The following is a 13,999-nucleotide window of genomic DNA, read 5'->3' as shown; positions in this document are numbered from 1 at the left end:
AAATAACTAATTAATCCATCGGTTGTTTTCCTCTGACTTATTCAGCAAGCCCTAAATAAACCTACTTTGTGTACAAAGTTTCCTGACTGCTACCAATAATCGCTGTCAAAAGGAAAGGAGAGTGTGATGGAGCGATAGAATGAGCGATCCTTGTTTGCTGGCAGCAAGTTTATTAACAGCAGGGCCAATAACAGTCCCACCGCCGATAACGCTTCCTCCAAATTTGCTAGATAATCTCTCAGCCTTGTTTGCCTCAAGCACAACTCAGACATTGCAGGCTGTTGCTGCTCAAAAAGTTGTCCCAATTGTAGAAGTAAACTCTCCTGAATTCAGCCAGTCACTACCAAGCCCAGCCATACTTAGAACAAGCGCTACCTCACAACCTGTCACGGCTGAAGCGGCGACAACACTGGTAAGCAATCAGCAAGCTGTATCAACACCTCAATCAATGATTACTCCAACCTCTGGGAGTCAACTCTATCTGCAACGAGTAGCGGCACTGAAAGCCGGGAAGCTTTATACTCGCTTGCCTTCTAATAGCTTTGAGTCTTTGTGGGCAAAGGGGACAAGTACAGGGACACCACTACAACAACCCACTCATGAACAGTGGAAACTGCTACTAGAACAGGAAGCTAAAGCTGTTGCCAAAGGGCAGGGTTCCAACCGTCTCGCAATTTTGGTGGGAGATTCGCTCTCGATGTGGTTTCCCTCACAGTCGCTGCCTTACGGTCAACTATGGCTCAATCAAGGTATCTCTGGCGAGAATTCTGGGCAAATCCTGAAGCGATTATCTGCCTTTGCTAAAACTCGTCCTAATACAATTTATGTGATGGCTGGGACTAATGATTTGCGTCAAGGTGCTAGCGATCGCGTAATTCTTGATAACATACGTCAGATTGTCCGTCGCTTACGCTCGAATCACCCGCAAGCCCAAGTCGTTGTACAGTCCATTCTTCCTACACGCTTAAGCGCTATTCCAAATCAGCGAATTTATAACCTGAATCAACAAATCGCTGCAATTGCTCAACAAGAAGGTACAGGCTTTCTTAATCTCTACAGCTTGTTTGCCGATGAGCAAGGTCAGTTACAACAGGATTTAACAACAGATGGCATCCATTTGAGCCATAGTGGTTATCAGGTTTGGCAAGAGGCGCTAAACTATGCAGACTCTGTGATGGTTGCAAATCGGAATGGTGGTAGTGCTCAAGGATTGGGGACTAGTGACTAGGACTCATGCAGATTCTTCCCAATCTCTAATCCCTAATCTCTAGTTTCCCTAGATGGCTTGCCGTGAGACAAGCTTTTCAATCGTTGCTTGGGTTTGCTCCAATAGCTGCTCTCGGCTATCTGCCGCTTTGGTGAGGGTAGGAACTAAGTTACGGGCTTGTAACGCCATGTGAAGCTGAAGCTGCGCCACGTACTCACTGATATCTTCACGGAAGAAATTATTTGGGGCTTGAGCAGAATGCAAATCCAAGGTGTCCTCCTTTGCGAACTCTACGGTGTCATCAACACTCATAGAAGTTATCACGCTATCTCATGGTACTTATGGCTTTGCAATGAAGTTAAACATTTTTGGAGGATAGTGTTAAGAAGCGTAAACTTTTGAAACTGACTTAAGCGAAAAGTAATCGTTCGTAGAAAAACCCTGCTTGGGTGGCTTTCCCCCAACCCCAGAGGAGACCCCGATGCCCCCAAACCCCCTCCTCACTCTCATCTCCGGTGGGGGACGGAGTGCCTCCCCACACCCCCTGCACAAGGGTTGATCGAGAGGTAGCAGAGGTTAAATTCATTTTTTAAGTCAGTGACATTCAACTTAAGCCACAAAAACCAATAGCCTTGGACTCTTGAGTCCAAGGCTATCTGTGAGCCTGTATGAATTGCAATAGGTTTATTGTCGATTAGGACGCCGCGTCTTTTACAGCTCGCTTGGCACCTTCGACTGCTCCCCCAACTCTCTCTTGAACCTTATCTACAGCGTTTTTCTTGTCCATGTCATTGGGGTCGCCACCAAAGAATCCTTGGCGAGCATTCAGGTCAAGTGTTTCTGGAATGTTCTCGCCAAGTTCTTTAATGTTCTCTAATCCTGTATCACCAATTGGTCTATCTGGACGGTCGCCGAGGTCTTCAGCTCTCTCTTGAATCCTTTTGATGGTAGCTTTGTCTACTGTATAAGAATCTGCCTCAGCAATCAATGTTCCAGCTTGTACAGAGCTACTGTAGCTGAAAGCAGGAATGACGAAAAAGGCGATCGTTGCTAGGAAGACAGTGATTATCTGACCTAGCTTGATACTTTGAAACCAAGAAATTACTCGACTCATATCAATTCTCCATTGCTTATTTTTGGTGTCAAAGACAATTAAAACTAACTGTCTTTTTCGGTACTTAAAAAGTTTTTTTAAATGACTCTCAGCGTTTTGCTAACGCTAGCTTCGATTTTCTGGCTTTTTTAAGTAACTCTGTGAATAGTAAAAAAATATTAAGTAACATGACATCTTCCTTGAGGTGGGTTCTGATTTGAAGGGAGATTGCCTTAAGGATTGAGGAAGCGATCGCAGCCTGTGAAACCAGAGAAGGGACATCTCTTTCCTTATTAATGCAGTTGCCCTTGTAGTAAGGGCTAATTAGAGTTTTGCAATTGAAATTGAAATCTAAAATGAACTCTTGTTAGAGAAGGCACCGAAGGCGTTACTGCATCGCCAGAAAATAGAGACTAGAGCACCAGTAAGACCGACTTTCCCAGCGTTTCACAAGACAGCGATACGGTGATTCTGCTAGTTGAGGAGGTAGAAGGCGATCGCGCTTCCGGAGTTCAGGAAAATGCTTATGCTCTAGCCGCAGGAGGCTCTAGAGAACGTTGTATTGCACTCAAACCTACCTCAGCAACCAGTGCAAATACGGCAACAGGAATTGCCCCAACGAGAAGGATGGCATTGTCGTAGAGCGAAAAGCCAAGCACAATAAAGCTACCTAACCCTCCTGCACCAATAAAAGCGGCGAGTGTAGCGCTGGCAATGACTTCCACTGTCGCTGTTTTGATACCAGCAATGATTACAGGTAAGGCTAGGGGAATCTCCACCTGTTGCAAGACTTGCTGGGGTGACATTCCCATCCCATTCGCTGCCTCTCGGATCGCTGGATCGATATTGCGAAAGGCAACATCAGTGCTAATGAGAATTGGGGGCATCACTAGCAGCGTAAGAGCGATCGCAGCAGACGTGAATGTTAGACCAAAATAAGGAATCGCGACAAATAAAATTGCCAAGCTGGGAATAACCCGCAAAGCATTAAAGCTATTAATTAATACTGTAGAGGCTGTACGCGATCGCGAACTGAGAAGCCCTAATGGTAAACCTAGCCCCAACCCAATCGCAAGCGGTACCACCACTAATAGCAAATGCTGCCACAATGCCTCAGCCAGTTTATCGGAATTGCTAGCCGCATACTCCAGCGCTTTCGCGAATACATCCATAGGTGCGTAGTGTTTGCGAATAATGGTAAGCCTTCAGCGATCAGCAGTCAGCCTTCAGCTCTTGAATCTATGAGCCTTCAGCTATGAATGAAGCAGTAACAGCAGTAAACTGTGTTGAACCTCATTCACATCTCTAACAAGAGTTTATCGTGGCAATTAGCCTAAATTTATTGCTACTAGCTGATAAAAACCTATCAAGGCTGGCTGCTGCTGGTTCAACTGACAGCTGAAAGCTGACCGCTATCTTACAACCCACAATTCTCTACACGATCAAAAAGACCACTACCGAAGAAGCCTCCAGCGACAAACCCACTCACAAATACCCATCCCGGCAAATGACCTTCGGGTGCATCGAGTGTAAAAATCAAATTTTTATAGCCAACCCAGGAGTCTTGTAGACGCCACCCAACCTTGTCCCCAAAATATTTCCAGGTTTCTACATCAGCATTCTGAGTCGTCTCCTCAATAGTCTGCCAAATACGCTTTTGGGTACTAAAGCCAAAGCGTCCGTTGCTGTACTTTACCCATAGTTGGTCAATAGTACGCAGATCTTGACAAGGGAAGGATTGCATATCTTCTTCTCGCAACCAGCCTTCGTCTTCACGACCGGATGCCTTGAGCATTGCCGCTTCCGTTTCTCGGTCAGCCTTCTGCCATTTTCCTAGAGCAAGTAGATCACGTAGTCGTGTGTAGTCTACTTCCCGCTCAGAATCAAGGTTATCCGTTAGATTTTTTAACTGATTATCAAGATCGACACGCGCCAACTCAGTGACGTTTGAGTCTTGAGCAGGAAGGTAGCTTACCAGAGCATTGAACCGCATTTCAATCGGCGCCACATCTTCATTCCTAAGACTCAAAACTTGCTGTAAGTCCTTCAACTCATTGCGGGTGTAGTCACTTAGTGGGTTTTCATGCTGAATTGCCTCGATTAGCGCCTGCTCATACTCGTGCAATTTTTTCTTGTACTCTCGGTAAGGCTTGATAACTTCCGCTTCAATGATCGATGCTTCCTCAGGTGAGAGTCCAAAGCTTTCTCGTCTTGCATTCAAGATTCTACGACCCACTGGAGAAATTCTTCCAGCATGGACATAACGCTCCACTTCTTTGCGATACTTCAGCTTGGGGTCGCCCGTGGAGACTTTGGCAATGATGATTTTGTACCCTTCCTTAACGGTATAGATTTCTGGTTTCATTGCTGGAGCCGCTTTCTGAACTTTAATGTTCGCGTACTCATGCAGCTCATCCACTGAAATTACATCATCTTCATCTAAATCTGCTGCTCCTGTCTCAATCCCCTCAACTAAGTAACGGGTGTAAATTGAGAGGTCTGAGCCTTGTTGCTCAAACGAGTATTGAGTAGATGTTGAAGAGGTAAGGACAACTCGTCCCTCACCACCCAGTTGTCTTTTCACATCGACTGAACTGTCATCCTTGGCAACCAAGCCTTCAGCAAACGCACCACTAAAGCAACAGTCGAGAATCACTACCTGTCGATTCGCACGGCTATCAGCCATTATCTCTTGGACAAACCTCGCTGCGATCGCACTTGACCGAACTAATCCTCCCCACTCATTTTTGCGAGTAGCGCGACTTGCCAAGTAGAGGTTGCCATTTTCATCCTTAACACCGTGACCAGAGAAAAACAGCAATAAGAGGTCATCCCGTCTACGACCTCCAAACAAATGCTCGATTGCTGTCCCCATCTCCTGCGGTTCAGGATCGAGAAGCGGGGAGACTTCATCAAAATCGCCCAGATCTGGATGCAGCAAAACACGCTGCATTTCTTCCACATCTTTTACAGCAGCAGGAAGTTGGTTGAAACCCGCTCCATACTGGCTGACACCAATCAGCAGTGCCAATTTAGCCATCTACAACTGTCCTAATTTGATGCTAAAAAATCCTTGGCTGCCTCAACAGCGGCAGCTAACTCTTGCTGAGAGTAAGCTGTAATCTCTAGTTTTCTACCATTGTCTTCTACTTTTAGCTCAATCGGCTTCCCAGACAGCCGTTCCCAGATAAAGTCCAGTAGTGCCTTGATATTTTTGGCATTGACTTCAGCCGTGAGCAATCCAACTAAAAATGCTGCATCTAGCGGCTTGCTGCCTGCGGGTGGGTTTGGATCGGGTACACGCTGGACTTGCTCGACTTCATCCAATTCACGCATTTGTTGAAAAAGTCGCTGAGTGAGTGCTTCCAGTTCTTCAGGATTGTTTGCAGGAACAGAATTACTCAAATCAAGCCTGACATCTAATTCAGCAGAACCTTTCGGAGCGATCGTTACTTGAACGTTGGATGTACTCGCCATTCCCCACCTTTTATCCTGGCTATTATTCACTACAAGCCTAGCGAAATCTTGGCTGCTCACAAACGGCGTTGTGGAATATGAAGTGTCGCTTTTTGGGTAGAGGCGTTGGCAAAAATCGCGATCGCATTCCTTGCTTCTTCAAGCCTGACAGCCTATCAAGTTAAAACTGTCCTTACACAGACTTGATTCCAATAGATACATTTCTCTCCCCCCGCTTCCCCAAACCACGATGAGTATTACTTCGGCATCTGCCAAACTTTAATCGTATTGTCAGCACTAGCACTCACTAACTTCTTGCCATCCGGACTAATCGCCAAGGAATTTACTGAACTCGAATGACCCATGAAGGTATAGATTTCTTTTCCTGTAGCGAAATCCCAAATTTTAATCATATTGTCAGCACTAGCACTCACTAACTTCTTGCCATCTGGACTAATAGCAAGGGGTCTAACTGAGCTAGAATGCCCGCTGAGAGTACGAACTTCTTTCCCAGTAGTAAAATCCCAGATTTTGACCGTATTGTCAGCACTGGAACTGACTAATTTATGACCATCTGGACTAATCGTTAGCCAATTAACCGAGCCTAAATGTCCAGTGAGAGTGTAGAGTTCTTTGCCTGTCGCAAAATCCCAAACTTTGATGGTATTGTCAGCACTAGCACTCGCTAAGCGTTGACCATCTGGGCTAATAACAACGTAATTAACATAGCTAGAATGTCCAGTCAGGGTGCGAAGTTCTTTTCCCGTGGTAAAGTCCCAAATTTTAATTGTCTTATCCGCACTAGCACTCGCTAATCGTTGACCATCTGGGCTAATAACAACGTAATTAACATAGCTAGAATGTCCAGTCAGGGTGCGAAGTTCTTTTCCCGTGGTAAAGTTCCAGATTTTTAGGGTCTGGTTAGTGCCACCAGTAACAATAGTTTCCCAATCCGGACTAATTGCAAAGTAATTAATTGGTATCGAGTATTCGAGAATAGTTCGGATTTCTTTTCCACTAATGAAATCCCAAACCTTAATCTTCTTATCCGCGCTACTACTCACTAATGCCTTGCCATCAGCACTGATTAGGAGGTAATTAACATAGCTAGAATGCCCATCAATAGTGGTAACGAGAGAGAGCGCCTTAGGATTATAGTTTTGGTAAACTTGCCAAGTTCCGTATCCTCCTAAGCCGACAGAGAGACCAACTACCCATCCAAGAAGCCATTTTCCTGGGAATTTGATAAACTTGTTAGGATTTTCTCTACTTTTTGAAGGCAAGTTATCTACAGATGCTTGACTTGTAGTAGTTTCACCTAGGTTAGTTGCGATCTGAGGCTGAGATAATTCTTGAGAAATATTAGCTAATTCCTGTAAAATTTCTTGTGTATTTTTCGGTCGAGCCGCTGCTGCCGGAGCCATGAGCTTATCAATAAAATCGGCTAATCGTTGCGAGACATCCAGCGCATATTTTCGCCAATTAAATTTACCTGTTAAAGGGTCATAAATCATTTGATCTATTGCTTCTTTGCCTGTGAGCAAATAGACAAAAGTACGTCCTAATGCATAGAAATCTGATTGCGGTACAGCATGACCCATTTCTTGTTCTGGAGGTGTGTAGCCAGCAGAACTAATTTTCGTGACATTACCAGAACCTCCAACATCAGCTAGGTAAGTAGCTGTCAATTCTCTAGCGGTACCAAAGTCAATAAGTACCAGTTGCCCAGAGGAGCGGAGCATGATGTTCGTTGGTTTAATATCACGATGGAAGTAATTTTTTTGATGAACGAGATGCAGAATCTGTGCTATTTGTTTAAGCCAGTTAAGCGCTTGCTTCTCGGTAATTGGATGATTGCCTTGCTGTTTCATCCACTGCCTTAAGTCAGGGCCATCAATTTTTTCCATGATGATGCAGTGTACCGGCTCATCATGATTTCTGGGCATAAACTGGAAGTACCCATCTGGCTCGACTCTAGGGATACCAGGATGATTGAGCTGGCTTAATACGGCTGCCTCTTGCTGGAATAGCTCGATAACTCTGGGGTTATCGTTATGCTTTGGTTTGAGGACTTTGAGGATTTTGGGAATTGCGCCATTATAGGCTTCATAAACTTTGCCAAAGCCACTGTTGTCACTCAAAAGACGCATGACTTGATAGCGCCCTTGCAGTAATAAGTCTGACCCACAGTTGCGACAAACGCGATTGTTAAGGTTGCCTGGGTCATTAGGCTGAGGACATCTAGGATTGATACAGTAGCTCATGGCTACTACCCTACAGGTAATGGTTGTATCCCAATAGTAAGATGGGGTTTGCTAATCATCTACGGTAGGAAATATTACAAATTTTGAGGCTTTGCGTCTTCAGAGATTTTCGCCTAACTCAGTGGGTAGGCTCTAATTAACATAACTTCCCGTTCTGAAGCCTAGGGACGGGTGACTAGTGCAGCACGGCGGAAATAACTATCCAGTTAAAAAAGTTTGAAAAGCTTACTGTGCAAGCTTTCTTCCCTTCTGCCCTGGAGCCTCCTATCTTCTGCCTTCTTGCACTAGTTACTGAGCAAACGTTCTAGTCCCTAATCCTTAATCCCTATTTTCAACATAGGTTTGTCTAATCATAAAGGTTGAACAAACTGCACTAAAATTCATGTTGAAACTGTTAATCTGTAAAGAACCATTTCAAAAAGCTTAACTGAGTAAAGATTTATGATCGGCGCTGCTGCCTCAGACTTGCAACCACCCCCATGCTATCAGCGTCAGAACCCTGTTCCTTCATCGCAACAGCTAACGGTATTCTGCGATTTTGATGGTCCTATCATTGACGTTTCTAATCGCTACTACACCACCTATCAGTTAGGGTTAGCTGATACCCAAGCGTTCTATCAAGTCCAAGGCATTAGCTTGCCCATCCAGCAGCTTACTAAACATCAGTTCTGGCAGATGAAGCAAGATCGTGTGCCGGATGTAGAAATTGCAATGCGCTCAGGTTTACACAAAGAGCAAATTGATTTCTTTTTGGGGCGAGTGATTGAGATTGTGAATCAGCCTGCCCTGTTGAGTCAAGATAAGCTTCAGCCCGGAGTGAGTTGGGCATTGGCATTGCTGCATTCTCAAGGTGTTCGCTTGGTGTTAGTGACGTTGCGTTGTCAGGAACAAGCCACACAGATCCTGAGAAATTATGGCTTAACTCGGCTATTTAGCGGCATCTACGGAACGTGCGATCGCGATGCGGCTTATCAAAATTATGCTGATGGGAAAACACAACTGCTAAGCCAAGCACTCGCTGAACAATCTCTACTGGCTGGGCATCCAACATCAGCTTGGATGGTAGGCGATACAGAAGCCGACCTGATCGCAGGGCAAACCCTTGGGATTCCTACAATCGCGCTCACCTGCGGTATTCGTTCCCACTACTACCTTAAGCAATTTCAGCCGACTCGCGTCCATAGCGACTTATTGGCGGCTGCCCATGACATTTTAGAGAGTGTTCGCTCCGGTCGAGGATAGAAACTTCAGTAGTCAACATTCCCCAATCACGAGCGACCACTGACTACTGACAACGAGAGAATAATGTTGAACGCAAAAGATGTTTTATCCGATCCCTACGGTTGCTCAACTAACTTCATCTGCTCCCACCAACGATTGAGCGGATAGTAAACAACAGGTGCCCAGAGGCTACTGAGAATCGCTGAGGAGAGGGCAATACGCTGATGATCAGTCCAAATTTCTGCAAGAGTGCGATCGCCAAGGAGACTGTACTGAATCGCTGTTACAGTCTCTCCAACTACTGCCATCCCAAAAACAATTAATGCCACCGAAATAAAATCTTCCTGAATATAGCGCTCCTTCTGAATTCGACCCGTCAAGATTCCTACTAACGCAAGACTTAAAACATGAGTTGGGTGGGGTGAAGTCATGCCATCTTGAATCAGCCCCAGTACTAGCCCTGCTAATGCACCCTGAAGGGCTGTCCGTTTGAGGCTCCAGGCAACAACCCAAATCAAGAGCCAATTTGGAGCGATTCCCAGCAATTCCATCCCCGGTAAGCGTGCTGGTAAGACTATCAAGCAGAGGATGACCGAAGCAGCAGTCACTGCCCAATTAATAATTTGACGAGCCCAGGGTGAAAACTGAGAAACGTTGTTCATTGGTCGTTAATCATTAGTCGTTAGTCATCAGTCATTAGTAAAGGACTAATGATTAATGACTGTTCATTCAGGATAGACAACGACCCACTCCAGGTAACTAACGGGTGCAGTTAGCTCAATTACTGCCTCTGGAGCAGGACTTTTGTCAAGATTTACAGACTCTACCCGCCCTAACGGCAAGCCGGGGGGGAAAAGTTTGCTTACAGGCGAGGTTGACACAACATCACCACGACGAACATCTGGCACCTTATCAAAAAACTGTAGTACAGCCCGATTAGACCCTTGTCCTCGTAGAAAACCCATACTGCGACTGCGGCTAATTACTGCACCTACATGACTCGTAGCATCGCTGATTAGTAAGACACGGCTGCTATTGGGTGTCACACTAACAACTCGACCCACTAAACCGCCAGATCCCATCACGATAAAGCCAACCTTGATTCCATGCCCGCTCCCTCGACCAAGAGTTACCTGTTGCCACCAATGATCAGCACTACGTCCGATGACTGGAGAAACAATCCCTTGCTGTTTCTGAGTTTTTGCATAATCCAGTAGCTCTTTTAGCTTCTGGTTTTGGCTTTCAAGTTCGACTAACTGCTGCTGTAGTTCCAAGACTCGCGCGTTGGTGAGGCGCTCTTCTGGTGTTGGACTTAACTGGAAGGGACGAGTCATTAATTGGTAAGCCTCAAAGAGTGCTGCCCCTTGAGTTTGGCGAACCAACCAGGCAGCACTCAACGTTAGTCCTCCCAGCACAATGGCTACCCCATGTCGATCCCACCAGCGACGTAGTATAAACATAGCTTATCTATCAATAGTCAGCGTTTAGCTGACTCGTGAGTTCCGAACGTGCAGGTAGACGACTCATTTGGCTAAGAACAAGACTCCTTGAGGCTAACATTTACTCACTGACCACTATAAATGGCGGGAACGTCCACTGAACACCCGCTCTAGTTGTTTGAAATTCTCCAGAACTCGACCAGTTCCCAAAACCACACAACTTAGAGGATCGGCAGCGACATGAGTCACAATTCCGGTTTCGTGGCTGATGAGGGTATCTAGTCCCTTCAACAATGCGCCACCACCGGCTAGCATAATGCCCCTGTCGATAATATCCGCTGCTAGCTCCGGAGGTGTCCGCTCTAGCGTGCGTTTCACTGCGTCAACAATCACTGAAAGCGGTTCGGACATACTTTCACGGATTTCTGGTCCTTTGATTGTGACTGTTCGTGGCAAACCAGAGAGGAGGTGTAAGCCCCGCACCTCTAGGGTGACATCATCATCATGGTGAGTTGGGTAGGCTGAACCAATCTGAATTTTGATTTCTTCAGCGGTGCGTTCCCCAATCACTAAGTTATGGACTTTTTTCATGTAGTGGGTAATCGATTCACTTAGTTCATCTCCGGCAACGCGCACGGATTCACTAAGCACCGTCCCTTGCAAACTGAGCACAGCCACTTCGGTTGTGCCACCACCGATATCAATGATCATGTTGCCCGTTGGCTCTGCTACCGGTAGCCCAGCACCAATCGCTGCTGCTACTGGTTCATCAATCAAGTAGACATCTCTTGCCCCTGCTTGAGATGCTGCTTCCATTACCGCCCGTCGTTCGACACCTGTAACACCACTAGGAATGCCAATGACAATCCGTGGTGAAACCAAAGTTCTGCCTTCATGAACTCGCCGAATAAAATGCTTAAGCATCAATTCTGCGGTATCAAAGTCGGCTATCACGCCATCGCGGAGGGGACGAAGGGCAACCACATTACCTGGGGTTCTGCCCAACATTTTTTTCGCATCCTCACCCACGGCTAGCGGAACTTTTAAGTCTTGGTCCATGGCGACTACGGAAGGCTCTTGTAGCACAATGCCTTTACCGGATACATATACTAAAGTGTTAGCAGTACCCAGGTCTATACCCATGTCCCGTGATAGGGAAAAGCGACTGAAAAGACCCACTCGTTTCTACGCCCCCAAAGTCAAATGTTGCTGTGTATGACCAAAATGTAACTGAACCGTAACCGAGGTGGATTCTATTACGTTTCTTGAGCTGAGTCTAGTGAGGTAGAGCAATTCATTCACACAAATCATCAACAACTAAGTTGAAAGTATCATTCAGCATCGAGAATCTGTCATCCGGAGAAAGTCAAATCGAGTATATTCGTTCCTTACCAAAAGTTTGGATAACTCAAAGAAAGTTAGTGATTGCCTGAGATTTGCGCTGATTCGCTAAAATATTATTTACGCTATCAGTACAGTTGTACTAAAAAATATGAGCCTTAATGTTGTCAATTTAGTTGGTCGCGTCGGTGGAGACCCAGATGTCAAGTATTTTGAGTCTGGTAGTGTTAAGTGTAATCTAACGCTAGCCGTGAACCGTCGTAGTCGCAATAACGATCAGCCGGATTGGTTCAATTTAGAGCTATGGGGTAAGACGGCGGAAGTAGCGGCTAACTATGTACGCAAGGGTAGTTTAATTGGCGTACAAGGTGCCCTGAAGATTGAGACGTGGAGCGATCGCGCAACTGGAGCCAATCGCTCTAAGCCAATCATTAAAGTAGATCGGCTAGATTTGTTAGGCTCCAAGCGGGATACAGATTCTAGTGCTGTGGATGGATACAACGATGCAGAGTTTTAAGGAAGAGTTTTCTCTTCTTTATTTCCCCACTCCTAGATTAGTAGCTAATTTGCAGCGTTACTGAGGCTTGTACTTCTTGCTCACCGCCAATGATTGGCGTGTTAGCCACTTGATCGCTAGCAAAAGCCGCTCTTTCCAATACAGGCATTGGTGGGGGTGGGGTAGCTCCGTTAACTTGAATGTTAACAACCTCCTTCCGACTCAGATTTAAGCTACTCAAAACCGCATCGGCTTGCCTTTGAGCATCCTGAGTAGCTTCGCGAAGGGCTTGTTGTTGAGCCGCTGCGATCGCTTCATCAGCGGCGGTAAAGCTCACGCTATCAATCCGTGTTGCCCCAGCTTTGACGGCATCATCTAAGAGCGTACCCGCTTGCTCGGTAGACGTGCGAAAGCTCACTGTATTGGCAGCCGAATAACTGGTGAGGCGTTGCACGTTGTTCTCGTAGCTATAAATTGGGTTGAGCCGAACACCAGTTGTTTGTAACTTTTCTACATTACGCGATCGCAAGAACTCGACAACCGAAGCAGAGCGACGTGCCACTTCCTGCTGAACGCCAGTAGCAGTTTCTCCCTGAATCTCAACACCTAACTGTACTTGTGTTGCGGTTGCTGGAATCATTTCAACGCCTCGACCTGTAACAGTTAGGGTGCGTAGAAGTCGTTCTTGAGCGATCGCTGGATTGCTTAACGACAGAGTCAAAAGCCCTACCAATAGGGAAATTGTCTGTAACCGCCCAGCAACTTTAGAGCAGCAACCAGATAGAAACGCTTGAGTCATAGGAATAGATTCTCCTCACTTGAGAGATGACATAACTCTGCAAGGCAGAGCTACTTAGGCTTCTACTGTGCCACGGTAGTGAGTTGAGATTTGAAGTAGTTACAGTTTTAGCAACTGAGGTACTGTGGCTGAGTGATCTAACAGCTACGACTCTTTAACTGATGGCTTACTGGCTACTCAAAAGCGAACCTCAAGATTATTCCTACGCCAATTTAGAGCAAGAGGGACGCGCCGTTTGGAATGGGGTCAAAAATCCCCTTGCTCTCAAACATCTCCGCACAATGCAACCAAGAGACAAAGCGTTCATTTATCACACGGGTAAAGAGCGGCAGGTGGTTGGGGTTGCTGAAGTTCTGACTCTGCCTTATCCTGATCCCGCACTCAATAATCCTAAACTCGTCGTCGTGGACATCCAAGCTGTGCGATCGCTACCCCAACCCGTTACCCTAGCCCAGATCAAGCAAAATAATAACTTGACTGATTTTGACCTCATCCGCTTGCCCCGGCTGTCGGTTGTCCCTGTGCCTATTGGGTATTGGCAGCAAATTTTACAACTTGCTGGCGAATAAACATGAACACAAGGTTCGCTCATTAGCACTCTTGACCGCTCGGATAGGTTGTTGCCCGACTCTTGAACCTCAGCGGAGTGAAGTTTTGGTATCAAATTTAACAGAAAACAGAAC

14 protein-coding genes are annotated in these 13,999 nt (G+C 46.0%); 4 read left to right on the top strand and 10 right to left on the bottom strand.

Annotated features, from left to right (window positions below; genetic code table 11):
- The first annotated feature begins 139 nt into the window (after positions 1-139).
- On the top strand, positions 140-1,228 hold the full coding sequence (locus tag AC5JL3_RS02275) for a GDSL-type esterase/lipase family protein (RefSeq protein ID WP_496072939.1): 1,089 nt from the start codon (positions 140-142) through the stop codon (positions 1,226-1,228).
- A gap of 48 nt (positions 1,229-1,276) precedes the next feature.
- Here AC5JL3_RS02275 and AC5JL3_RS02270 read toward each other — a convergent pair whose 3' ends face one another.
- From AC5JL3_RS02270 to AC5JL3_RS02245, 6 genes are all read right to left on the bottom strand, one after another.
- Positions 1,277-1,471: a hypothetical protein gene (locus AC5JL3_RS02270; protein ID WP_496072946.1), complete on the bottom strand. Its 195-nt coding sequence runs from the start codon at positions 1,469-1,471 to the stop codon at positions 1,277-1,279.
- 430 nt (positions 1,472-1,901) lie between these two features.
- A complete protein-coding gene (locus AC5JL3_RS02265; protein WP_496072938.1) occupies positions 1,902-2,321 on the bottom strand; it encodes a hypothetical protein in 420 nt (139 codons plus the stop codon).
- A 503-nt stretch (positions 2,322-2,824) separates the two neighbouring features.
- Complete coding sequence (locus AC5JL3_RS02260; RefSeq protein WP_496072937.1) at positions 2,825-3,472, bottom strand: ABC transporter permease; 648 nt, start codon at positions 3,470-3,472, stop codon at positions 2,825-2,827.
- A gap of 245 nt (positions 3,473-3,717) precedes the next feature.
- Complete coding sequence (locus AC5JL3_RS02255) at positions 3,718-5,340, bottom strand: caspase, EACC1-associated type (protein WP_496072936.1); 1,623 nt, start codon at positions 5,338-5,340, stop codon at positions 3,718-3,720.
- A gap of 11 nt (positions 5,341-5,351) precedes the next feature.
- Positions 5,352-5,777, bottom strand: coding sequence for a hypothetical protein (locus tag AC5JL3_RS02250; RefSeq protein ID WP_496072935.1), 426 nt, complete (start codon positions 5,775-5,777; stop codon positions 5,352-5,354).
- 236 nt (positions 5,778-6,013) lie between these two features.
- Positions 6,014-8,020, bottom strand: coding sequence for a protein kinase domain-containing protein (locus tag AC5JL3_RS02245; protein ID WP_496072934.1), 2,007 nt, complete (start codon positions 8,018-8,020; stop codon positions 6,014-6,016).
- 441 nt (positions 8,021-8,461) lie between these two features.
- Here AC5JL3_RS02245 and AC5JL3_RS02240 point away from each other — a divergent pair, with 441 nt between their 5' ends.
- Positions 8,462-9,262 (top strand): HAD family hydrolase, encoded by an 801-nt coding sequence (locus AC5JL3_RS02240; protein WP_496072933.1) that lies wholly within the window; start codon positions 8,462-8,464, stop codon positions 9,260-9,262.
- Positions 9,263-9,357: 95 nt separating this feature from the next.
- On the opposite strand, the gene mreD is transcribed toward AC5JL3_RS02240, so the two are convergent.
- The 3 genes from mreD to AC5JL3_RS02225 form a co-directional block, all read right to left on the bottom strand.
- Entirely contained in the window at positions 9,358-9,903 is a 546-nt protein-coding gene (gene mreD / locus AC5JL3_RS02235; protein WP_192221920.1) for a rod shape-determining protein MreD, read from the bottom strand.
- Positions 9,904-9,966: 63 nt separating this feature from the next.
- On the bottom strand, positions 9,967-10,701 hold the full coding sequence (gene mreC, locus AC5JL3_RS02230; protein WP_496072932.1) for a rod shape-determining protein MreC: 735 nt from the start codon (positions 10,699-10,701) through the stop codon (positions 9,967-9,969).
- A 114-nt stretch (positions 10,702-10,815) separates the two neighbouring features.
- Positions 10,816-11,823, bottom strand: coding sequence for a rod shape-determining protein (locus AC5JL3_RS02225; RefSeq protein ID WP_496072931.1), 1,008 nt, complete (start codon positions 11,821-11,823; stop codon positions 10,816-10,818).
- A 349-nt stretch (positions 11,824-12,172) separates the two neighbouring features.
- Between AC5JL3_RS02225 and AC5JL3_RS02220 the strand changes: the two genes are divergently transcribed.
- Positions 12,173-12,538, top strand: a complete 366-nt coding sequence (locus AC5JL3_RS02220; protein WP_192221918.1) for a single-stranded DNA-binding protein — start codon at positions 12,173-12,175, stop codon at positions 12,536-12,538.
- A 37-nt stretch (positions 12,539-12,575) separates the two neighbouring features.
- Here the strand turns inward: AC5JL3_RS02220 and AC5JL3_RS02215 are convergent, their stop codons facing one another.
- The gene (locus AC5JL3_RS02215) at positions 12,576-13,316 is read right to left on the bottom strand and encodes an SIMPL domain-containing protein (protein ID WP_496072930.1); all 741 of its coding nucleotides are present in this window, start codon (positions 13,314-13,316) and stop codon (positions 12,576-12,578) included.
- Between the two features lie 161 nt (positions 13,317-13,477).
- Between AC5JL3_RS02215 and AC5JL3_RS02210 the strand changes: the two genes are divergently transcribed.
- Positions 13,478-13,885 carry an EVE domain-containing protein gene (locus AC5JL3_RS02210; protein ID WP_496072929.1) on the top strand — a complete coding sequence of 136 codons (408 nt, stop codon included), beginning with the start codon at positions 13,478-13,480 and terminating at the stop codon, positions 13,883-13,885.
- Positions 13,886-13,999 lie beyond the last annotated feature (114 nt).

The sequence above is a fragment of the Symplocastrum torsivum genome, assembly GCF_059505465.1.
The sequence above is the reverse complement of the archived record's forward strand: the minus strand, read 5'-3'. Positions and strand labels throughout refer to the sequence as shown.